Genomic DNA, 21,288 nt, shown 5'->3' with positions numbered 1-21,288 from the left:
CTAGTTTTCGGTGTCGTCTTCGTCGCTGTAGTCGAAAGCCTCCGGCGGCGGGCAGGAGCAGACCAGGTTGCGGTCGCCGTAGGCCTCATCCAGGCGGCGCACCGGCGGGAAGTACTTGTTCTTGCGCAGCTCGGCAACCGGGAAGGCGGCCTGCTGTCGGGAGAACTTGTACTCCCACTCATCGCGGGTGACGGAGAAGGAGGTGTAGGGGGCGTGACGGATCACGGAATCCTCATACTCGACCTTGCCGTCGATGATCTCCTGGATCTCGGCCCGGATGGTGCGCATGGCCTCAATGAAACGGTCCAGCTCAGCCAGATCCTCAGACTCGGTGGGCTCCACCATAAGGGTGCCGGCCACCGGGAAAGCCAGGGTCGGGGCATGGAAACCAAAGTCCACCAGACGCTTTGCGACGTCCGCGGCGGACACCCCGGAAGCGTCGGTCAGGGCACGCAGATCCAGAATGCACTCATGGGCGACCAGGTCATTGGCGCCGGTGTAGAGGATCGGGAAGGAATCCTTGAGCTCCTTGGCCAGGTAGTTCGCGGTGAGGATGGCGTGGGCGGTGGCGGAGGCCAGGCCCTCGGTACCGGTCATCGCGATATAGGACCAGGAGATCGGCAGCACGCCGGCGGAACCGTAGTTGGTGGCGGTGATCGGCACACCACGGTCACCCGGTGCGGCATCCTCGGGGACAGCCTCGTTGGGGTCGGTCGGCAGGAAGGGGATCAGGTGCTCGGCAACTGCGACCGGGCCGACACCCGGGCCACCGCCACCGTGCGGGATGGTGAAGGTCTTGTGCAGGTTCAGGTGGGAGACATCCCCACCGAACTGGCCCGGCTGTGCCAGACCGGTCAGGGCGTTCATGTTCGCACCGTCAATGTAGACCTGGCCACCGGCGGCATGTACCTTCTCGCACACGGTGCGGACGGTGTCCTCGAAAACGCCGTGGGTGGAGGGGTAGGTGATCATGATGGCGGCGACGCGCTCACCATGTTGCTCCAGTTTGGCATCCAGATCATCGAGGTTGATGGAGCCGTCCTCGGCGGTGGCCACCACGACGACGCGCAGGTTGGCCAGGGTGGCGGAGGCGGCGTTGGTGCCGTGGGCGGAAGCCGGAACCAGGCAGATGTCACGCTCGGTGTCACCGTTGGCGACATGGTAACGGCGGATGGCCAGCAGACCGGCCAGCTCACCCTGGGAACCGGCGTTGGGCTGCACCGACACCTTGGCATAACCGGTCAGGGTGGCCAGCCAGTCCTCCAGCTCGTGGATCAGCTCGCGCCAACCGGCGGTCTGGGAATCCGGGGCGTAGGGGTGGATATTGGCGAACTCCGGCCAGGTGATGGACTCCATACCGGCGGTCGGGTTCAGCTTCATGGTGCAGGAACCCAGGGGGATCATGGTGCGGTCCAGGGCCAGGTCCTTGTCCGCCAGGGTGCGCAGGTAGCGCATCATCTGGGTCTCGGAGTGGATCTGGTTGAAGATCGGGTGGGTCAGCGGCAGCTCCGCGCGCACCAGGGTGTCGGGGATGGCGGTAGCGGCGTCACCCTCGACGACCGAGGTGGCACCGAAAGCGGCGGCCAGCTGCTCGACGTCCCCGGAGGTGGCGGACTCTCCGAAGGAGACGGAGACCTTGTCGGCATCCACGGGGCGCACCAGGTAACCGGCCTCAGCCAGGGCGTCGGTGATCTCCTGGGCCCGGCCTGCGGTCTTCACGGTGACGGTGTCGAAGAAAGTCCGGTTGGACAGCTCCACACCCTCGACACCCGACACGGTGGCGGCGAAGTCCACGGCCAGGCCGTGGATACGCTCGGCGATGTTCTTCAGTCCCTGCGGGCCGTGGTACACCGCGTACATGGAGGCGGTGACCGCCAGCAGTGCCTGGGCAGTACAGATATTGGAGGTGGCACGCTCACGACGGATGTGCTGCTCCCGGGTCTGCAGGGCGAGACGGTAGGCGGGGTAGCCTTCGGCGTCGACGGAGACACCGACCAGGCGTCCCGGCATCTGGCGCTTGAGCTTGTCAGCCACAGCCATGTAGGCGGCGTGGGGGCCACCGAAGAACATCGGCACACCGAAACGCTGGGAGGAACCGACCGCGATATCCGCGCCCAGTTCACCCGGGGAGGTCAGCAGCAGGAGGGAAAGCGGATCGGTGACCATGGTGGCCAACCCACCACGGGAGTGGATGCCCTCGATGATGGCGCGGGGATCACTGATATCACCCTCGGTACCGGGGTAGGCGATGACCACGCCCACCAGATCCTCGCCCACCAGATCATCACTGAGTTCGGTGATCTCGACCTCGAGGTCGATGGCGCGGGCACGCTCAGCGGCGACACCCAGAACCTGGGGGTGCAGGCGGGCATCCAGGATGACCCGACGGCCCTTCTTCTGGGCGCGGGACATCAGGCCCACGGCTTCGGCGACGGCGGAGGCCTCATCCAGCAGGGAGGCATTCGACACCGGCAGGCCGGTGAGCTCGCTGACCATGGTCTGGAAGTTGAGCAGGGCCTCCAGTCGGCCCTGGGAGATCTCCGGCTGGTAGGGGGTGTAGGCGGTGTACCAGCCGGCATCCTCAACCACGCCCCGGCGGATGACCGGGGGAGTGAGGGTATCGGAGTAGCCCTGGCCGTAGAAGGACTTCAGGACGACATTCTTCGAAGCGTAGGAACGCAGCTTGGCCTGCGCCTCAACCTCGCTCAGCGGCTCTCCGATGGAGGAGACCTGGTTGGCGCGGATATCGGCCGGAATGGCAGCATCGATCAGCGCATCCAGGGAAGAGTAACCGAGTGCATTGAGCAAAGCCTGCTGCTCGGTGTTGTCTGGCCCGAGGTGGCGGGCCAGGTAGGAAGCGGGATCGGTGACCGGTGTCAATGACATACGGCTCAGTATCTCCTTAGTTAGGGGAATGATTCATTCTTCGCCGTCATTATATGGCTTTATCAACACCCGTATGTCTGATTGGGGTCACCAAAGCCGGGTCCTTTCTCAACCGTTTGGGGTGTGGGTGCCCGCGGGCCGCCAACGACAGCATGTTCCCTCCAGCTGACCTGGGAAAACAAAGCTGCCGCCCCCTCCCCGGGATAGGGGGAGGGGGCGGCAGGCGGTGGGCTGTGTTGCTTTAATCACTCAGCCGCAAAGGTGCTTCTAGATGTCCAGGTCCGCCTCGAAGTCGGCGGTCTCCAGACGGTCCTTGATGGTGGTGATGAAGCGACCCGCGTCGGCACCGTCAACGACCTGGTGGTCGTAGGTGAAGGGCAGGTAACACATCTGGCGGATGGCGATGGCGTCATTGCCGTTCTCGGAGACGACGACCGGACGCTTCTCGATGGCCGCGGTGCCCAGGATGCCGGCCTGCGGCGGGGTCAGGACCGGGGTGTCCAGCAGGGCACCCTCGGAACCGATGTTGGTCACCGTGAAGGTGCCACCGGAGAGGTCATCGGGACGCAGCTTCTTGCTGCGTGCACGCTCCGCCAGGTCGACGATCTCCTTGGCGATCTCCGGCAGGGACTTGTCCTGGGCCTTCTTGATGACCGGGACCAGCAGACCCTGCGGGGTGTCAACGGCGATACCGATGTTGACGTCCTCGTGGTAGGTCATCTCCTTGGTCTCTGCGTTGTAGGACGCGTTGACGTTCGGGTGGGAGACCAGGGCCTCCGCGGTGGCCTTGACGATGAACCCGAGGAAGGTCAGGTTGGCATCGTGCTTCTCGATGAACTTCGCCTTGGAAGCCTTGCGCAGGTCCCAGATGTTGGTCATGTCGACTTCCTGCACATGGGTCAGCTGTGCGGTGGTCTGCAGGGACTCAACCATCTTGGCGGCGGTGATCTGGCGGATGCGGTTGACCTTCTGGGTGGTGCCGATCAGCTCCGCCTTCTCCGGGTCAACAGACTTGGTGGACCAGTTGGCGCGCTCGCCCTTCGGTGCCGCAGCAGCCTCGGTGCCACCCTCAGCGGCAGCCAGGACATCCTGCTTGCGGATGCGGCCACCGATGCCGGAGCCGGTGACGGTGTTGAGGTCAACGCCGTGCTTCTCGGCCAGCTTGCGGACCAGCGGGGTCACATAAGGGATGTTATCGCCGGATGCGGAAGCCGCAGGCTTCTTCTCCTCAGCCTTGGGAGCCTCCTTCTTGGGCTCTGCCTTCTTCTCCTCGGTCTTCTCGACCTTGGGAGCAGCAGGCTTCTTCTCCTCAGCCTTGGGAGCCTCCTTCTTGGGAGCCTCCTTCTTGGGCTCTGCCTTCTTCGGCTCCTCCTTCTTCGGGGCGGAGCCGTCGCCGATGCGGGCGATCACGGCGCCGACGTCGACGGTGTCGTCTTCTTCAGCGAGGATTTCGAGGATGGTGCCGGCAACCGGGGAAGGGATCTCGGTATCGACCTTGTCGGTGGAGACCTCGAGCAGCGCCTCATCAGCCTCGACGGTGTCGCCGACCTGCTTCAGCCACTGGGTGATGGTGCCCTCGGTGACGGACTCGCCGAGCTCCGGCATCTCAACATCGGTGGCGTCGCCGGAAGCTTCCGGAGCGGACTCCTCCTTGGCTGCCTCATCGACGGTCTCGTTCTCGTCCTTGGACTCAGCTTCCTCGATGGCTTCCTCTGAGGGAACCTCGCGCTCCTCTTCCGGAGTGGCTTCCTCGGACTCGGCAGCGGCCGAGCCGTCGCCGATGCGGGCGATCACGGCGCCGACGTCGACGGTGTCGTCTTCCTCCGCGAGGATTTCGAGGATGGTGCCGGCAACCGGGGAAGGGATCTCGGTGTCGACCTTGTCGGTGGAGACCTCGAGCAGTGCCTCATCAGCCTCGACGGTGTCACCGACCTGCTTCAGCCACTGAGTGATTGTGCCCTCGGTGACGGACTCGCCGAGCTCCGGCATCTCAACATCGGTGGCGTCAGCGGAAGAAGCGGCAGGCTTCTTCTCAGCCTTGGGCTTCTCCTGCTTCGGCTCCTCAGCCTCAGCTTCGGGTTCCTCCTGCTTCGGCTCTTCAGCCTCGGCCTCGGCGGAATCGCCCTCCTCACCGATAATGGCGATCACGGCGCCGACATCGACGGTGTCGTCTTCCTCAGCCTTGATCTCGATGATGGTGCCCGCAACCGGGGAGGGAATCTCGGTGTCGACCTTGTCGGTGGAGACCTCGAGCAGTGCCTCATCAACCTCGACGGTGTCACCGACCTGCTTCAGCCACTGAGTGATTGTGCCCTCGGTGACGGATTCGCCCAGTTCGGGCATCTCTACGGAGAACGCCATTATTAAAGACTCCTCGAAAGTCGTGTCGTAAAAAGAATGCTAATAACTAAGAGCGTACCGCTTCGCCCAAACGCGTGTGACCCGGAGGTACCCAGTTAGGTGCGGTAAGTCTCTACAATTGTAAGTCGTGTTCAGTCTTTTCGGCCGAAAGAAGGCCAAGTCCAATTTGCGTCCCCCTCGCGGCCCCGGTGAGACCATCCGGCCTGAGGATCGTGAAGCTCTCAAAAACTGGGCTGCGGGCCGGGCCTTTGTTGAGGCATATATCGAACCGGAGACCCTGGTCAATGAAATGTCCGTGGTGCTGGTCGATGAGCGCGGGGAATTCCTCCGCCGTAGAATCGGCGGACCCAAGGGCATCGACGCCGTCGACAAGCTGCTCGGTTGCCCGGTCTACGACATCGAGGTCACCGGCTACCCCCAACGGATGCGGGCCCGGATCGAGCGGGAAAGTCTGCTGCGGAAGCGGGAGGAGCAAAAAGCCCGCCGCGCGAAATTCGAACGCGGCGAGCTTCCGGATTAACCCGTCCTGAGGGGTTAGGGGGGGTTACTTCTCCTGTGCCAGTTCCTGCAGGAGGGTGAGGAAGGTGCGGACCGGAACGCCCGTGGCACGCTTCGGGGTGTAGCCGGAAACCCCACCGTTGTTGAAGGAGGGGCCGGCAATGTCCACATGTGCCCACTCAATGTCCTCACCGATGAAACGGGAGAGGTAGAGGCCGGCGAAGAGCATGCCGGCATTGCGGGAGTTATGGGAGTTGCGGATATCGGCGACCGGGGACTTCAGCTCCTCCTCCTGCTCCTCGAGCAGGGGCATCGCCCAGGCGGGTTCACCGATCCGGCGGCCGGTTTCGGCCACTCGGTCACGGAACTCATCGGAGCCCATGACACCGGAAGTCTTGGCACCCAGGGCGACCATCTGGGCACCGGTCAGGGTGGCGGTCTCGATGAGGAAGTCCGGCTCATCCTCGCTGGCCCGGGCCAGGGCATCCGCGAGCACGATGCGGCCCTCCGCGTCAGTGTTGATGATCTCCGAGGTCAGCCCACCATAATGGGTGATCACATCACCCGGGCGGGTGGCGGAACCACTGGGCATGTTCTCAGCCAGGGGCACCGTGGCGGTGACCTTCAGGTTCAGATTCAGGCGGGCCGCGGCCAGGATGGTGGCGACCACAGCTGCGGAACCACCCATGTCGGAGATCATGTCCTCCATCTTGGAGGCCGGCTTCAGGGAGATGCCGCCGGTGTCGAAGGTGATGCCCTTACCCACCAGGGCCAGCGACTTCTTCGCCTTCTTCGGGGCCCAGCGCAGCTGCACCAGGCGCGGGGCGCGGTCAGAACCCTGGCCCACGGCGAGGATGCCGCCGAAGCCCTGCCTCTTCAGTTCCTTCTCATCGAGTACCTCGACATCGACCCCATACTGCTTCGCCTCGGCGGCGATGATGGCGGCGTAGGACTCCGGGTAGAGATGGGAGGAGGGGGTGTTGACCAGGTCGCGGGCCAGAATGACTGCTTCAGCGGTGATCTGGGCGGTGTGGAACTCATCCTTATCGACCTTCGGATCGCCCAGGAAGGTGATTTTCTTGACGGGCTCCTTCGCCTCTTCCGGCTCCTCGCTGCGGATACCGGGGTAAGCGTATGCACCCAAGGCGAGACCCTCTACAGCAGCAGCCAGGCCGAAGGCTCCGAGCGTGGTGGCCACGGACTGCAGACCCTTGAGGGAGCGGCCCGCGGCACCGGCGGCCCGGCGCAGCTTCTCATCATCGAGGTCCTCGGAAGCTCCCAGGCCGATGGCGAGGATGAAGTCGACCTCACTTTCCGCGGTCCCCGGGATCCGGGTGAGCTCGCAGACTGCGCCGGTGGCGCCTACCGCGATCAGCTGCCGCAGCAGGGCCATCTCCACCTCATCGCTGAAGAGGCCGGTGGCTGCCAGCTCCGGGCCTTCTTCACCCTTGAAGAGCGGGACCAGCAGAGCCTCGGTCTTCTTCGGCAGTTTTTTCGCCAGCTCCAGCTCAGGGATCGGGCTGCGGGACGGAAGTTCGAACTTTTCACTCACCGGTGTATTACCTCCACTTGTTGGTGAACTACGGGGAATTACCAGCCAGCTTAACCACATCCGTGATTTCCGGGTTTTCGGTACTGATGGCCGGGAGCTCCTGCCCGAGGTGTAACTTATCTGTCATGACGTCCCTCAACTTCGCCGTGCATAATAACGAAAACCCGACGTCACCGGATCGCCTGAAGGAAATCCTGGCCAACCCGCAGTTTGGCAAGAACTTCACCGACCACATGGTGACGATTGACTGGACCGAGGAAGCTGGCTGGCACAACGCCCAGGTACAGCCCTACGCCCCGCTCTCCATGGATCCGGCCACCACTGTATTCCACTACGGTCAGGCAATTTTTGAGGGCATCAAGGCCTACCGACAGCCCGATGGTTCCATCGCCACCTTCCGCCCCACCGCCAATGCGGAGCGGATGCAGCGTTCCGCTCGCCGCATCGCCATGCCGGAGCTGCCGGTGGAGGACTTCGTCGAGGCCATCCGTCTGCTGGTCGACATCGACCAGGAGTGGGTCCCGGAGGCCGGGGGAGAGGCGGCGCTCTACATCCGCCCCTTCATGATCTCCACCGAGGTTTCCCTGGGGGTCAGCCCGGCAGATGCCTATAAGTTCATCGTCATCGCATCACCCTCCGGCGCCTACTTCACCGGTGGCATCAAGCCGGTCAGTGTCTGGCTCAGCGAGGACTATGTCCGTGCTTCCCCGGGTGGCACCGGTGACGCCAAGTTCGCCGGCAACTACGCCGCCTCCCTGTTGGCGCAGGCCCAGGCCGCCGACATGGGTTGTGACCAGGTGGTCTGGCTGGATGCCATCGAGCGTAAGTACATCGAGGAAATGGGCGGCATGAACCTCTTCTTCGTCTACGAGGAGGGGGAGCAGACCAAGGTGCTCACCCCGGCACTCTCCGGATCGCTGCTGCCGGGCATCACCCGCGATTCGCTGCTGCAGGTCGCCCGCGATCTGGGTTACAGCACCGAGGAGCGTCGCATCACCACCACCGAGTGGCAGGAGGACGCCACCACCGGCGCCATGTCCGAGGCCTTCGCCTGTGGTACCGCCGCGGTGATCACCCCGGTGGGCAAGGTGCTGTCCAACCAGGGGAACTTCGAGGTCAACGGTAATGAGCCGGGTGAAGTGACCATGAAGCTGCGGGAGACCCTCACCGGTATCCAGCGTGGCGTCGTGGCTGACACCCACGGCTGGATGCACACCCTGGTTAAGTAGTAGCCGGCAAGACTCAAGGCCCCTGACCACATTGGTCAGGGGCCTTTTTCGGGCGCTTATCGACGCCCCGTACTAGTTCGGCTCGGGCTGGGTGCCCGCCGCCTCCCGTGCCAGCTGCCCGGCGGTCTGCAGCAGCGGCAGCGCGAGCAGGGCAGCACTGCCTGGCCCGAAGTCGAAGTCCAGGTCCAACAGGGGGGAAAGTCCCAGATCCCGCAGCGCCACCGTCTCGACCGGGTTTCCACTGTCCTGGGCGGCGTAGAACCAGGCGCGGGCGCCGGGTGCGAGGCGGTCGGCGAGCAGCGCTGCCAGGGCGGGGACGGGGCCGTCGATAAGCACCGGGGTGCGACGTACCGCAGCCTGGGCGCAAAAGGCCGCCAGCGCGACGATATCGGGGGAGGAGATCTTGCGCATCACCTCCAGGGGCTGGGAAATATCGGAATGCACCCGGAACATCGCATCCCGGATCACCCCGACCCGTTGCTTCCACATGGCCTCCGAAATCCCATAGCCCGCCCCGACCATCACCACCGGCTCGGTGCGGGTCAGGGCTCCGGCCACCGCCGCAGCCACCGTCTCGGCAGCCATTCCCAGGGAGCCTGGAATCAGCAGTTCAGCCCCGGAATCAACCTCTTCATCGGCGACCCTGGATCCCACCTCAAGCGCCTTTTCCAACTGTTCCCGGCTCAACCCATCCTCGATGTCGATGCGGCCGGAACCCTCGGCCACCCGCTCCGGGCCCCAGGCTTCATGGGCCAGGGAGACATCCACCAGCCGGACTCCGGCTCCCGCCCCAGCAGCCAGGGAGTTCAGTGGGGCCTGGCCCGAGGTGATCTGCTCCGCCAGCTGCCGGGAAGTGTCCTCCGGTCGGGTATCCACCCCTTGGGCGTTCACGCCATGGTCACCAGCGAAGATGAGGACCCGGGGCCGGGTGATCGGACGCGGCGGATGAACCTCCTGACACGCAGCCAACCAGGCCCCCGGCTCGCTCAGCTGGCCCAGCCCGTTCTGGCCTGCCGGGGCCGCAACCGCGAAGTGGGCGAACTGTCCCCGGGCCTCCGCCGAGGGTTCCCTGACGGGAGCGAAGAGCGCTGCCGAATCCATGAAAATTCTCCTTCTGGCGGGAAAGTCTCAACTTCCCAACCTTAGTTCGGGAATGAAAATCCCGCCCCACCGGCACCATCTTCAGACACCCCGGGGGACGGGAAACATAATTCTCAGCGCTTAGGGCTCAATTTTGGAGCCGGCCTCCACCTGCGGCTTCGGGGTGCGCCAACGACGCGGCTGTGTGACCCGGGAGTAGGCGTAGAAGCCCATGCTGAATCCACCGACATTGGTGTCCGGGAACTTCTTGCGCACCGCGGCGGCGGCACGACGGCCCAGGATCACACCTTCAATGGCGAAGACCACGATGAGCACCATGGCGAACATGGAGACGATGTTGGCGAAGGTCGGGGCCCAGGTGCCCACCAGCATGACCACCAGCAGCACCAGGGCCACCGGCATCACCCAGCTGTTGATGAAGCTGCGGGAGTCCACCCAGTCGCGGACGAAACGACGTTCCGGCCCCTGATCGCGGGGGAGCAGATAACGCTCATCGCCCTTGTCCATGCGGACCTGAGCCTCACGGCGGGACTTGGCGGCGTCATCGCGTTCCTTGCGCTTGTATTCCTTCCACTCATCCTTGGACATGGAGGCCTTGAGCTCCTTGCGGCGTTCCCGCAGCGTGGCCTGGGACTGCACGCCTCCGGCCGGACGAATCACACCACGCTCAATCTCGACCTCACGACGCTTCGGGGTGGGGCGACCCTTCGGCGGGGTGTAGCCCTTGGGGAGCGGCTGCCCAGAAGTCTGGTCAGCCTCGGGTGCACCACCGCTCAGGGACTCGGTTTCAGGGGTGTCTTCGTTTTTCTGCCACGGGAGTTTCACACCCCATAGGCTACAAGCCTGCGGAATGTTTCGGGAATAAGGGTGGGGGAGTGCTTGTTGGACTGGTTGTACCTAGGACTTCCCCGGGTGTCTGGTGCTCCCATCTCCGCAGGGGGAGGGGAACTCCCTCGCCCGGGGCCGGTGGGTGCCCCATCCGCTCAATGCGGAGTAGGCTTTAAGCATCAGAACAAGTGCGTGGAAGTTTTTCCCGCGGTCCCAGCGCCGCAGCGAAGATTCCAGACATAGCAGTAGTTTTCAAGGCAAGGAGATTCCCTTATGACCGCTCCCTCCACCGAAACCGGTGTCATTATCTCGGATGAGGCGGCCGCCAAGGCCAAGAGCCTCCTGGATCAGGAAGGCCGCGATGACCTCTCGCTGCGCATCGCCGTGCAGCCGGGTGGCTGCGCTGGACTGCGCTACCAGCTCTACTTTGATGACCGCACCCTGGACGGTGACAAGTCCGACACCATCTCCGGCGTCCGTCTCGTCGTCGACAAGATGAGCGTCCCCTACCTGATGGGGGCGAAGATCGACTTCTCCGACACCATCGAGTCCCAGGGATTCACCATCGACAACCCCAACGCCGGCGGCTCCTGCGCCTGCGGTGACTCCTTCAACTAGGTCACCCAACTTCCGACGGCTCAAAGGCCCCGGCCCGAACCTCCCCGCTGTGGGGGAGTCCGGGCCGGGGCCTTATCCGTGGTACCTGGGCGCCGACCCTCCCCCCTCCTGCAACACAGTGAATGCTGCGGCAGGGGCAGGGGAGCGTCGATAAGCAGACTAGATGTCGACGGGGTAGTCGTGGTGCTCGATCTGGGGGTCGATGCGCTTCTCCACGAAGATGCCGTGCCAGACCATGAACGCCAGAACGGTCCACAGGCGACGGGAATGATCGGAGACCCCGTCACGGTGCTCCTTGAGCATCTCCAGCACCGCCTGCTTATTGAAGATCTCCTCGGTGCCGGACTCGGTGATGGTGTCCTGCGCCCAACCGAAGAGCTCATCCCCTGCCAACCAATGACGCATCGGCACCGGGAAGCCCAGCTTCTTGCGGTGCAGCACATGGGGCGGCACGATCTGCTCCATCGCCTTACGCAGCGCGTACTTGGTGGTGCCATTGGCGATCTTCAGATCATGCGGAATGGTCTCCGCGACCTTGAAGACCTCCTTATCAAGGAAGGGCACCCGCAGTTCCAGGGAGTTTGCCATGTTGATCTTGTCTGCCTTGACCAGGATGTCACCCCGCATCCAGGTGAAGAGATCCAGGTGCTGCATCCGGGCCACCGGATCCATGTGGGTGGAACGGGCGTAGATCGGCGCGGTCACCTCACGGTGATCCCACTCCGGCCTGGCCCAGGGGATCACCCGCTGCATCTGCTCGAAATTGAAGGAACGGGCGTTGCCGTAGTAACGCTCCTCCATGCTCTGGGTGCCGCGATCCAGCAGGGACTTGCCCTTCACTCCCTCAGGCAGCACCTGACCGAGCTTGCGCAGCCCCTTGAGCAGGGGAGAGGGGATCTTCTCGAAGGGAGCCAGAGAGAGCGGCTCCTTATAGATGGTGTAACCGCCGAAGAGCTCATCGGCACCCTCACCGGAGAGCACCACCTTCACATGCTTACGGGCCTCAGCCGCCACAAAGTAGAGCGGGACCAGGGAAGGATCAGCCACCGGATCATCCAGGTACCACATGATCTTCGGAATGGCCCCGGCATACTCCTCCGGAGACACGACCTTGACGATGTGTTCCACGCCGATCGCCGCAGCCGACTCGGCGGCAACATCAACCTCGGAGTAGCCTTCCCGCTCGAAACCGGTGGTGAAGGTCAGCAGGTTAGGGTTATGGCGCTTGGCCAGGGTGGCGATGGCGGTGGAGTCGATACCGCCGGAGAGGAAGGAACCCACGGTGACATCGGCACGCATATGCTTCTCCACCGAATCCTCCAGAGCCCGGGCGATCCGGTCGAAGAGATCCTGTTCCTTACCCTTGGGCACCGCCTGCACCGGGAACTGCGGCTTGAAGTAACGCTCCTCCTGCAGCTTGCCACCGGGCTCCACCCAGGCGATGGAACCGGACTCCAGGCGACGGATCTTCTGGTGCAGACTCTCCGGCTCCGGAACATACTGCAGGTCCACATAATGCTCGATGGCGCGCTGATCAAGCTCAAGGCCTAGACCAAGCTCGGGTGCCATCTCCAGGATGGTCTTCTTCTCGGAGCTGAAAACGGTGCCGGCCTCGGTGGTGGCGTAGAAGAGCGGTTTGATGCCGAACTGATCACGAGCCAGGAAGAGGCGATGGGTTTCGGTATCCCAGATCGCGATGCCGAACATGCCGCGCAGATGATCGACGACCTTCTCACCCCAGTGATGGAAACCGACGACGATGGTCTCCGAATCGCCCTGGGTGCGGAACTCATGCCCCTCGGCCTGCAGTTCCTCACGCAGCTCCAGATAGTTGTAGATTTCACCGTTGAAGGTCAGCGCGTACCGCTCCGGGTTCTCCGGCGGCCCCCAACGCAGCGGCTGGTGGGAATGCTCCAGGTCGATGATGGACAGCCGGTTGAAACCGAAGACCGCATCCTGGTCATGCCAGGTGCCAGCATCATCGGGACCGCGGTGACGCATGCACGGCAGAGCCCTTTCCACGGCATCGACAAAGCTGGCCGCATTCTCATTGCTCGACAAAAAGCCAAGTAGCCCGCACATGGTCTTGGTGGTCCTCCTCTAGGTAACCGGACAGAAGATTGATTACTTCACGATACGGGTCGGCGGGCCGCCGTGTTAAACGGGCACGCGCGATCCAGGTCCATGCCAGGGACACCTCAGTGATGGGGACCGCCGGGAGATGGAAGGCAGTGCCAGGCCCCTTGGGCGTTGGGGGCCCGCCCCGGGGCCCCGGGGATGAGGCGGATCAGGGCCAAAAGGGGAAATGGCGAGGAGTCGCGGGGGAATTATGAGGCCGCAGAAGGGGGAGTGTTCTTAGAAGGCCTGCTCCGGGGCTGAAAAAAGGGGTTCAATCTTAAGTATGATGCGCTGTGATTTGGGAAACAGGCGCGCGGGGGGTGCCGTTCGCTGGAAAAGCCCACTGGCTGTAACATCCTAAGTGCTTAATAAGACTCTGGTCTGTCCTTTACTGACGCCGCGGGATGCTTGTGCAGGGAAACGTTCCTCCTATCGGCTATCCTGCCTAGTTAGGACAGGACCAAAGTGTTCTAAGAATTTGTGTGGACAGGAAGGCAGACACACGTGGATCAGCGAAAGAAGCGCGGTTTCGGGCGTAAAGCATCGCTCGCCGGCGTTATCGGCTTGGCCGGTGCCGCCATGGCGGCTTGCGATGTGGCTCCGCCGGAGAACGCCGTATTCGATTTCCTCCGCATGGGGTGGCCGCAAGGCATCACCCCGGAGGCCACTGCGATGGGTAACTTCTGGGTGTGGGTCTGGGTCGCAGCCTGGATCATCGGCTTCATTATGTGGGGCATCTTCCTCTACGCCGTTTTCGGCAAGTGGAACGCCAAGAAGGCGGAGAAGCGGGGAGAGGGTGAATTCCCGAAGCAGCTGCAGTACAACGTTCCCCTGGAGCTTGTGCTGACAATTGTTCCGATCATCATCGTGATGGTGATCTTCTTCTTCACGGTTCAGACCCAGGAACGGGTTGTGGCCCTTGATAAGGACCCTGAGGTCGAGGTGGATGTGACCGCCTTCCAGTGGAACTGGAAGTTCGGCTACTCCAACGTCTCCGGTTCCCTGACCGAGAATGGTCAGGAATACGTCGGTGTCGACGAGGAACGTCAGGCAACCGCCGAGGATTCCAAGGTGGAGGAGGGTGGCGTCAACCCGATCCATGGCAAGTCCAAGTCGGATCTCTCCTTCCTCAACTACAACGAGATCGAGACCCTGGGTACCTCTGATGAGATCCCGGTTCTGGTTCTCCCCTCCAACACCCCGATCCAGTTCAACCTGGCTTCCGGCGATGTTGCGCACTCCTTCTGGGTCCCGGAGTTCCTGTTCAAGCGTGATGCTTTCGCTCATCCCGAAGCTAACCAGCAGCAGCGTTCCTTCCAGATCGAGGCCATCGAGGAAGAGGGCGCCTTCGTGGGCCGCTGTGCCGAGATGTGCGGTACCTACCACGCCATGATGAACTTCGAGCTGCGTGTTGTCTCTCCGGAGGCTTTCACCGAGTACCTGGCATTCCGTCAGGACAACCCGGATGCTCCGAACTCCCAGGCTCTGCAGGCCATCGGTGAAGATCCCTACGCAATCACCACCCGCCCGTTCAGCTCCGACCGTAACACTGCCGATGGCAACAACTACGTCGATCCGGCTGCAAACCTCTAAGGCTGAGGAGTAAAGGCAAAACCATGAACTCAAGTGCAAAGATCATGTACTCGCTCTCCGCTTTCTTAGCGGTGACGGCTCTGATCTACATCTTCGGCACCACCTACATGCAGGATGATAGTTACCTGCGACGCACCGAGTGGGTCGGCGTTGTCGGCCTGGTCCTCGGCTTCGGTCTGACCACCTTCCTCGGTGTCTACTTCCACTTCACCCACAGCCGCTCCGATGTCCTTCCCGAGGACTGGGAAGAGGCTGAGGTTCAGGATAAGGCTGGAACCCTGGGCTTCTTCAGCCCCGGCTCCATCTGGCCGGCAGCCATGTCCGGTGCGATTCTGCTTCTCGGCCTGGGCATTGCCTTCTGGCTGTACTGGCTGATCGCTCTCGGCGCTCTGCTGCTCATCTACACTGCAGCGATGATGAACCTGCAGTACGGCATTCCCAAGGAAAAGCACTAATCTAGACCAGTGCTCAAAAGCCGGGATCCACTAAGGATCCCGGCTTTTCCATGCCCTGATGCCCCCGCGAAGAGGATCTGGCACGTCGCTGTCATCGTGGGGTTGCGCGATGAACTTGGGCCTGGGATCCATCATGTGGGCCCCCTGGGGGGATAGTGGGGGTTGGTGTGGCACGCCGGGCCCCTCCAAGAGCCCCGGAGGAAAATCGGGCGGGGCTGTCCGTGCATTCAGGCCTTTAACTGGGTGCTCTGGCACCCTTTGGTTGTCCTTGCCTTTGGCTGCGTTTGAAGGCAGGTTTCTCGCGGGGCTGGGAGGCGCTTCTCGAAGGACCCTCCTACGGGGGAGGGGGGTGGCATTCTGGGGCCATATCCCGGGGGTGTCGGGGATCCGCGGCCCGATGAGCTCATGGTTGCCTGAAGGGTCTGTTGCCGGCGTTTCAAGAGCAACTGGGCTTTCAGGCGGGGCGGATGGGCTCGCTGAGTGACTCCGGCCTGCATCGGCGGGGCGGAGCGCTGGGTTGCTCCCCGCAGGCTCAATCAAGTTGAAGGGCTGGATTCAGCGACTTAATGGGGACAATCTCCTGGGTGGGTGAACGTGGAGCAGGGGTTGCTGAGGTGTGGAACCCTGTTCCTTTAGACCCATGCAGATCCTTCAGATCCTTCAGGTAGGTGAAGTCTGCTCTCCCTGTGAGTTGGTCAGGGGGAGTCTTCGGCTGGACGGGCATCGGCTGGACGGTGTGCCTTGGCGTGAAGCCCTCTCATTGGCGGAGCGCGGGGTGGGGGAGGGGTCCGGATCTGGAGGAGCGCCGCCGGTGCGAAGTGGTGGCGGGGCGGCATCGTGTCAAGGGGTGATCCGGCCAGAAAAGAGCTTCCGGGGAACTTCGGGGGATTGTCATGCGTTGAATCAGGCAGGATGGAAGGCAGCAGCTGGCAGGCGGTATCCGCTTCAGGGGCGCAGGAATTCCTGCTTCTAGCTGCAGGTTAAGGGGTCAACCGAAAGTTTGAAGACTTCGTTTAGGGCGGCATCAGACTGTGATTTGAATCTCCCCGGTGAAATCGAATGAATCATCGTGAAAATGAGTGCGGTGGGGTAAGCTTCTGCCAGATCTTTTTCGACTTTTTCCAAGACGGTCCGGGGGGACGTTATGACCAGCGGAAATGATGCGTCGTAAAAGCCGGTGGGAAAGTTCCCGAATTTGGCAAAAGTTTTTAAAACTTTTAGCTGGGGGACAAAAGTGCAGGTCGATTCTGAGTTTCTTCCACCAGAGTGGGGGAATCGAAGTGACTTAAGTTCGTCGAAGCGCCATACTGGTAGGCGTGACGAGCGTAGTTTCTAACCAAGGTATGGCAGCACCACAACGTGTTGCGGCACTGAACCGACCCAATATGGTCAGTGTCGGCACCATTGTGTTCCTGTCTCAGGAATTGATGTTCTTCGCCGGACTGTTCGCGATGTACTTCACCTCGCGTGCCAACGGCCAGTCGGGTGACTGGGCGGATCAGACCGCTAACCTCAACGTGATTTATGGCGCTGTTATCACCGCCATCCTGATCACGTCTTCGGTTACCTCGCAGTTCGGCGTCTTTGCAGCTGAAAGGGGGGACGTATTTAAGCTGCGCCGGTGGTACCTGGTGACCATTCTTCTCGGAGTTATCTTCCTGGGCATGGTTGCCTTCGAGTACTACGAGATGATTCACCACGGTGTGACCATCCCGAGTTCCGTGTTTGGCTCGGTGTTCTACATCATCACCGGATTCCACATGGCCCACGTGACCGCGGGCATCATCGCTTTCATTGTGATTCTCCTGCGGACCCGGAACTCCAAGTTCACCCCGGCACAGGCAACCGCCGCCATGGTGACCTCTTACTACTGGCACTTCGTGGATGTCATCTGGGTCGGCGTCTTCATTGTTATTTATCTCGTTCAGTAGGCCGTAGACAGCCGAGTATTCGGCCTACAGCCATTCACTTTCCGCATTCGAGTTCTAAGGGAAATGATGGAAACCAATCCACAGTCATCCGAGCCTGCCGCAGCCCCGGCAGCATCGGGCAAGAAGACCAGGGCTCGGCGCAAGGTGCGTAAGGCTGCGGCCGGCGCACTTGCACTGACCTTCGGTCTCACCGGCGCTGGCGTTCTCGCCACCGCTCTGACCCCGGATGCCCAGATCGCCACCGCACAGAGTGATGATCAGGCGCTAATCCAGGAGGGCAAGGATCTTTACGACGTCGCCTGCATCACCTGCCACGGTGCGAACCTGCAGGGCGTCGAGGAGCGTGGCCCCTCCCTCATCGGTATCGGTGAGGGCGCCGTCTATTTCCAGGTTCACTCCGGCCGTATGCCGCTGTACCAGAATGACGCACAGGCTGAACGTAAGACCCCGCGCTACACCGAAGCTCAGACCCTGGCCCTGGCGGCCTATGTCGCAGCCAACGGTGGCGGTCCCGGAATCGTCTACAACGAAGACGGAACCATCGCCATGGAGTCCCTCCGTGGCTCCAGCTACAACGGACAGATCGACCCCGCTGACGTTGCTCGCGGCGGCGATCTTTTCCGTCTCAACTGCGCCTCCTGCCACAACTTCACCGGTCGTGGTGGCGCACTGTCTTCCGGTAAGTACGCTCCGGTCCTGGATCCCGCCAATGAGCAGGAGATCTACCAGGCCATGCTGACCGGACCGCAGAACATGCCGAAGTTCTCCGATCGTCAGCTCTCCGCTGATGAGAAGAAGGACATCATCGCCTTCATCAAGGCGTCCGGTGAAACCCCCAGCCCCGGTGGCTACTCCCTCGGTGGTCTCGGCCCCGTTGCTGAGGGCATGTTCATGTGGATCGTCGGCATCGTCGTACTGATCGCGGCTGCTATGTGGATTGGATCGCGCTCGTGAGTAATGAAGTAAAGAAGAACTACACGGCTCAGGAACTTCGTTCCATGAGCAATGAGGAGCTCGCACGCCTCGGCACCGAGCTCGACGATGTCACCATTGCCTACCGCAAGGAACGTTTCCCGATTCCGAATGACCCCGCTGAGAAGCGCACGGTCCGCGGTATCACCATTTGGCTGATCATCTCGATCATCTCCGGACTGGCTTTCCTGGGTACCTATCTCTTCTGGCCCTGGGAGTACAGGTCCCACGGTGATGAAGGTCTGATGTGGTACACCCTCTTCACCCCGGCTCTGGGTCTGTTCGCAGGCCTGGCCATCCTGGCCCTCGGCTTCGCAGTGGTCCTCTACGTCAAGAAGCTCCTGCCGGAGGAGATCGCTGTCCAGCGTCGTCATGACGGTGGCTCCGAGGAGATCGACCGCCACACCCTGGTTGCGCTGCTGAATGACTCCTGGCAGACCTCCACCCTGGGTCGTCGTAAGGTCCTGCAGGGCCTGCTCGGCGCCTCCGGCCTGCTGGCCGGTCTGGCGATCGTCGCTCCGCTCGGTGGCATGATCAAGAACCCGTGGAAGGCCGGCGAGCTCGGCATCCAGGGTGACGGCACCCTGTGGACCTCCGGCTGGACCCTGGCCAACAATGACGTGAAGCTGTACCTGGCCCGTGATACCGGCGCCATCGCTCAGCCGCACACCAGCGAGGCCGGCACCCACATGTCCACCACCGGTATCACCCGTCTGGTGCGCGTGCGTCCCGAGGATCTTTCCGCTGGCGGCATGGAAACCGTGTATCCGCTGCCCCAGTCCTACGTCAACGACGGTGACCTCTTCGATGAGACCCGCGATGTCTACGAGGACCACATGCACTCCATCCATGGTCCGCGTAACGGTGTCATGCTGATTCGTCTGCGTCCGGATGATGCTGAAAGGGCCATCGAACGCGAAGGTCAAGAGGACTTCCACTACGGCGATTACTACGCCTACTCCAAGATCTGCACCCATATCGGTTGCCCGACCTCTCTCTACGAGGCACAGACCAACCGAATCCTCTGCCCCTGCCACCAGTCGCAGTTCGATGCACTGCAGTACGGCAAGCCGGTCTTCGGCCCCGCCGCACGTGCTCTGCCGCAGCTGCCGATCACCGTGGATGAAGAGGGTTACCTCATCGCCGAAGGCAACTTCATTGAGAGCCTCGGCCCGGCATTCTGGGAGCGTAAGTCCTAATGAGTACCAAATCAGCCCAGTTGGGCAATAACCTCGACTCCCGCTACCCCTGGGCGGGAATGGTCCGCACCCAGATCAACAAGGTCTTCCCGACCCACTGGTCTTTCATGCTGGGTGAGATCGCACTGTACACCTTCATCATTCTGCTGCTGACCGGTGTTTACCTGGCTCTGTTCTTCGACCCCTCCATCACGAAGGTCATCTACGACGGTGCCTACCTCCCGCTGAACGGCGTGGAGATGTCTCGTGCGTACGAGACAGCTCTGAATATCTCCTTTGAGGTGCGCGGTGGACTCTTCGTCCGCCAGATGCACCACTGGGCAGCCCTGATGTTCATGGTCGCCATGACCGTGCACATGGCCCGCATCTTCTTCACCGGCGCATTCCGCCGTCCGCGCGAAGCGAACTGGATCATCGGCTGCGCCCTGATCCTGCTGGGCATGGTCGAGGGCTTCATGGGTTACTCCCTCCCGGATGAGCTCCTGTCCGGTACCGGCCTGCGCATCATGTCCGCCATCATCGTGGGTATGCCGATCGTCGGTACCTGGATGCACTGGCTGATCTTCGGCGGTGACTTCCCCTCCGAGATCATGCTGGACCGTTTCTACATCGCTCACGTCCTGATCCTGCCGGGTATCATCCTGGCCCTGATCGCGGCGCACCTGATGCTGGTCTGGTTCCAGAAGCACACCCAGTTCCCGGGCGCTGCCCGTACGGAAAACAACGTCGTAGGCATCAGGATCCTCCCGCTCTTCGGTGTGAAGGCGATTGCGATGGGTCTCTTCGTTGCAGGCGTGCTGGCGCTGCTGTCTGGCTTGACCACCATCAACGCCATCTGGAACGTCGGCCCCTACAACCCGTCCCAGGTGTCCGCAGGTTCGCAGCCTGACTGGTACATGCTGTGGACTGATGGTCTGGCCCGCGTCATGCCGGCTTGGGAACTCTACCTGGGCAACTACACGATTCCCTCTGCCTTCTGGGTGGCCCTGGCTTGTATCGTCATGGTCGTCCTGCTGATCGCGTATCCCTTCATCGAGAAGAAGATCACCGGTGACGATGCACACCACAACCTGCTGCAGCGTCCGCGCGATGTCCCGGTTCGTTCCGGCCTCGGCGCAATGGCTGTCACCTTCTTCTTCCTGGTCAGCCTCTCCGGCGGTAACGATCTGTTCGCCCACTACTTCCAGATCTCGCTGAACACGATGACCTGGGTTGGTCGAATCGGTCTGATCATTCTGCCTCCGATCGCCTACGTCATCACCTACCGAATCTGCATCGGCCTGCAGCGCTCCGACCGCGAGGTTCTGGAGCACGGTATCGAGACCGGTGTCATCAAGCAGCTGCCGAACGGTGCCTTCATCGAGGTTCACCAGCCGCTGGGCCCGGTGGACGAGCACGGCCACCCGATCCCGCTCGAGTACGCTGGCGCCGTCGTGCCGAAGCAGATGAACGAGCTCGGCTTCGCCGGTGCTCCGGGTCGCGGCAGCTTCCTTAAGCCGGATGATGCCACTATCGCGGAACGTGCTGCTGAGATCGAGCACGCTAACCACCGCGAGGAGCAGGAGGCACTGCAGAAGATGCAGGACGCCTACCGCGATGAGGACCGTAAGAACGGCCTGATCGACTAGCTCCCCCTGGTTTCCTCGGAAACTACATCTCAGAAGGACCCCGCACACCATAAGGGTGTGCGGGGTCCTTCTGGGTTTCTCTGTCCCTGAGCCCAGTTCCGAATGGGGGCGGATCAGCTCCCTGCGGGATAACCTTCTCCGTTTAGCTGCCGGGCAGTGGGGGAGACAGCGAGTTCCGGTGCAGTGGGTTATGGATGGAGGGATCTCGTCGACCTTCAGGGAAAGAACCGCCGGGGGCGGTATGAAAGGGGGAGTTTCCATCCCCGGGAGGGTTCGAAGATGGCGGAGTGGGGGCTGGCTGGTTATCCGGTCACGGCCG

General features: G+C 62.3%; 15 protein-coding genes. 9 read left to right on the top strand and 6 right to left on the bottom strand.

Annotation, left to right across the window (positions count from 1 at the left end; all coding sequences use genetic code 11):
* Complete coding sequence (gene gcvP / locus COCCU_RS09530) at positions 1-2,886, bottom strand: aminomethyl-transferring glycine dehydrogenase (RefSeq protein ID WP_156231283.1); 2,886 nt, start codon at positions 2,884-2,886, stop codon at positions 1-3.
* A gap of 267 nt (positions 2,887-3,153) precedes the next feature.
* On the bottom strand, positions 3,154-5,247 hold the full coding sequence (gene sucB / locus COCCU_RS09525) for a 2-oxoglutarate dehydrogenase, E2 component, dihydrolipoamide succinyltransferase (RefSeq protein WP_156231282.1): 2,094 nt from the start codon (positions 5,245-5,247) through the stop codon (positions 3,154-3,156).
* Between the two features lie 127 nt (positions 5,248-5,374).
* Here sucB and COCCU_RS09520 point away from each other — a divergent pair, with 127 nt between their 5' ends.
* Positions 5,375-5,767 (top strand): oxidoreductase, encoded by a 393-nt coding sequence (locus tag COCCU_RS09520; RefSeq protein ID WP_156231281.1) that lies wholly within the window; start codon positions 5,375-5,377, stop codon positions 5,765-5,767.
* A gap of 24 nt (positions 5,768-5,791) precedes the next feature.
* Here COCCU_RS09520 and COCCU_RS09515 read toward each other — a convergent pair whose 3' ends face one another.
* A complete protein-coding gene (locus tag COCCU_RS09515) occupies positions 5,792-7,297 on the bottom strand; it encodes a leucyl aminopeptidase (protein ID WP_156231280.1) in 1,506 nt (501 codons plus the stop codon).
* A gap of 125 nt (positions 7,298-7,422) precedes the next feature.
* Between COCCU_RS09515 and COCCU_RS09510 the strand changes: the two genes are divergently transcribed.
* A complete protein-coding gene (locus tag COCCU_RS09510; RefSeq protein WP_156231279.1) occupies positions 7,423-8,526 on the top strand; it encodes a branched-chain amino acid aminotransferase in 1,104 nt (367 codons plus the stop codon).
* A gap of 72 nt (positions 8,527-8,598) precedes the next feature.
* On the opposite strand, the gene COCCU_RS09505 is transcribed toward COCCU_RS09510, so the two are convergent.
* The gene (locus COCCU_RS09505) at positions 8,599-9,627 is read right to left on the bottom strand and encodes a nicotinate-nucleotide--dimethylbenzimidazole phosphoribosyltransferase (RefSeq protein WP_156231278.1); all 1,029 of its coding nucleotides are present in this window, start codon (positions 9,625-9,627) and stop codon (positions 8,599-8,601) included.
* A gap of 120 nt (positions 9,628-9,747) precedes the next feature.
* Complete coding sequence (locus COCCU_RS09500) at positions 9,748-10,452, bottom strand: DUF3043 domain-containing protein (RefSeq protein ID WP_156231277.1); 705 nt, start codon at positions 10,450-10,452, stop codon at positions 9,748-9,750.
* A gap of 276 nt (positions 10,453-10,728) precedes the next feature.
* On the opposite strand from COCCU_RS09500, the gene COCCU_RS09495 reads away from it, so the two are divergent.
* Positions 10,729-11,073, top strand: a complete 345-nt coding sequence (locus tag COCCU_RS09495; RefSeq protein ID WP_156231276.1) for a HesB/IscA family protein — start codon at positions 10,729-10,731, stop codon at positions 11,071-11,073.
* A 159-nt stretch (positions 11,074-11,232) separates the two neighbouring features.
* Here the strand turns inward: COCCU_RS09495 and asnB are convergent, their stop codons facing one another.
* Positions 11,233-13,155: an asparagine synthase (glutamine-hydrolyzing) gene (gene asnB / locus COCCU_RS09490; protein ID WP_156231275.1), complete on the bottom strand. Its 1,923-nt coding sequence runs from the start codon at positions 13,153-13,155 to the stop codon at positions 11,233-11,235.
* Between the two features lie 540 nt (positions 13,156-13,695).
* Between asnB and ctaC the strand changes: the two genes are divergently transcribed.
* The 6 genes from ctaC (at position 13,696) to qcrB (ending at position 20,969) form a co-directional block, all read left to right on the top strand.
* A complete protein-coding gene (gene ctaC, locus COCCU_RS09485; protein WP_156231274.1) occupies positions 13,696-14,784 on the top strand; it encodes an aa3-type cytochrome oxidase subunit II in 1,089 nt (362 codons plus the stop codon).
* A gap of 23 nt (positions 14,785-14,807) precedes the next feature.
* Positions 14,808-15,239: an aa3-type cytochrome oxidase subunit IV gene (gene ctaF, locus COCCU_RS09480; protein WP_156231273.1), complete on the top strand. Its 432-nt coding sequence runs from the start codon at positions 14,808-14,810 to the stop codon at positions 15,237-15,239.
* 1,316 nt (positions 15,240-16,555) lie between these two features.
* On the top strand, positions 16,556-17,170 hold the full coding sequence (gene ctaE, locus COCCU_RS09475; RefSeq protein ID WP_231598729.1) for an aa3-type cytochrome oxidase subunit III: 615 nt from the start codon (positions 16,556-16,558) through the stop codon (positions 17,168-17,170).
* Positions 17,171-17,233: 63 nt separating this feature from the next.
* Complete coding sequence (qcrC, locus tag COCCU_RS09470) at positions 17,234-18,124, top strand: cytochrome bc1 complex diheme cytochrome c subunit (protein ID WP_197088332.1); 891 nt, start codon at positions 17,234-17,236, stop codon at positions 18,122-18,124.
* On the top strand, positions 18,121-19,341 hold the full coding sequence (gene qcrA / locus COCCU_RS09465; RefSeq protein ID WP_156231271.1) for a cytochrome bc1 complex Rieske iron-sulfur subunit: 1,221 nt from the start codon (positions 18,121-18,123) through the stop codon (positions 19,339-19,341). The genes qcrC and qcrA overlap by 4 nt, the downstream gene beginning before the upstream one ends.
* Positions 19,341-20,969, top strand: a complete 1,629-nt coding sequence (gene qcrB, locus COCCU_RS09460) for a cytochrome bc1 complex cytochrome b subunit (protein ID WP_156231270.1) — start codon at positions 19,341-19,343, stop codon at positions 20,967-20,969. Before qcrA ends, qcrB begins: the two co-directional genes overlap by 1 nt.
* The last annotated feature ends 319 nt before the right edge of the window (positions 20,970-21,288 follow it).

The sequence above is a fragment of the Corynebacterium occultum genome (genome assembly GCF_009734425.1).
Taxonomy (GTDB): Bacteria; Actinomycetota; Actinomycetes; order Mycobacteriales; family Mycobacteriaceae; genus Corynebacterium; species Corynebacterium occultum.
Note: the sequence above shows the minus strand (reverse complement) of the source record. Positions and strands in the feature narration are given on the sequence as shown.

What these genes read in the sequence shown, in the direction of transcription:
- COCCU_RS09510 (WP_156231279.1), top strand. Translation starts at nt 7,423, where the DNA reads ATGACGTCCCTCAACTTCGCCGTGCATAATAACGAAAACCCGACGTCA.
- COCCU_RS09495 (WP_156231276.1), top strand. Translation starts at nt 10,729, where the DNA reads ATGACCGCTCCCTCCACCGAAACCGGTGTCATTATCTCGGATGAGGCG.
- qcrC (WP_197088332.1), top strand. Translation starts at nt 17,234, where the DNA reads ATGATGGAAACCAATCCACAGTCATCCGAGCCTGCCGCAGCCCCGGCA.
- ctaF (WP_156231273.1), top strand. Translation starts at nt 14,808, where the DNA reads ATGAACTCAAGTGCAAAGATCATGTACTCGCTCTCCGCTTTCTTAGCG.
- qcrB (WP_156231270.1), top strand. Translation starts at nt 19,341, where the DNA reads ATGAGTACCAAATCAGCCCAGTTGGGCAATAACCTCGACTCCCGCTAC.
- gcvP (WP_156231283.1), bottom strand. Translation starts at nt 2,886, where the DNA reads ATGTCATTGACACCGGTCACCGATCCCGCTTCCTACCTGGCCCGCCAC.
- asnB (WP_156231275.1), bottom strand. Translation starts at nt 13,155, where the DNA reads ATGTGCGGGCTACTTGGCTTTTTGTCGAGCAATGAGAATGCGGCCAGC.
- COCCU_RS09505 (WP_156231278.1), bottom strand. Translation starts at nt 9,627, where the DNA reads ATGGATTCGGCAGCGCTCTTCGCTCCCGTCAGGGAACCCTCGGCGGAG.
- sucB (WP_156231282.1), bottom strand. Translation starts at nt 5,247, where the DNA reads ATGGCGTTCTCCGTAGAGATGCCCGAACTGGGCGAATCCGTCACCGAG.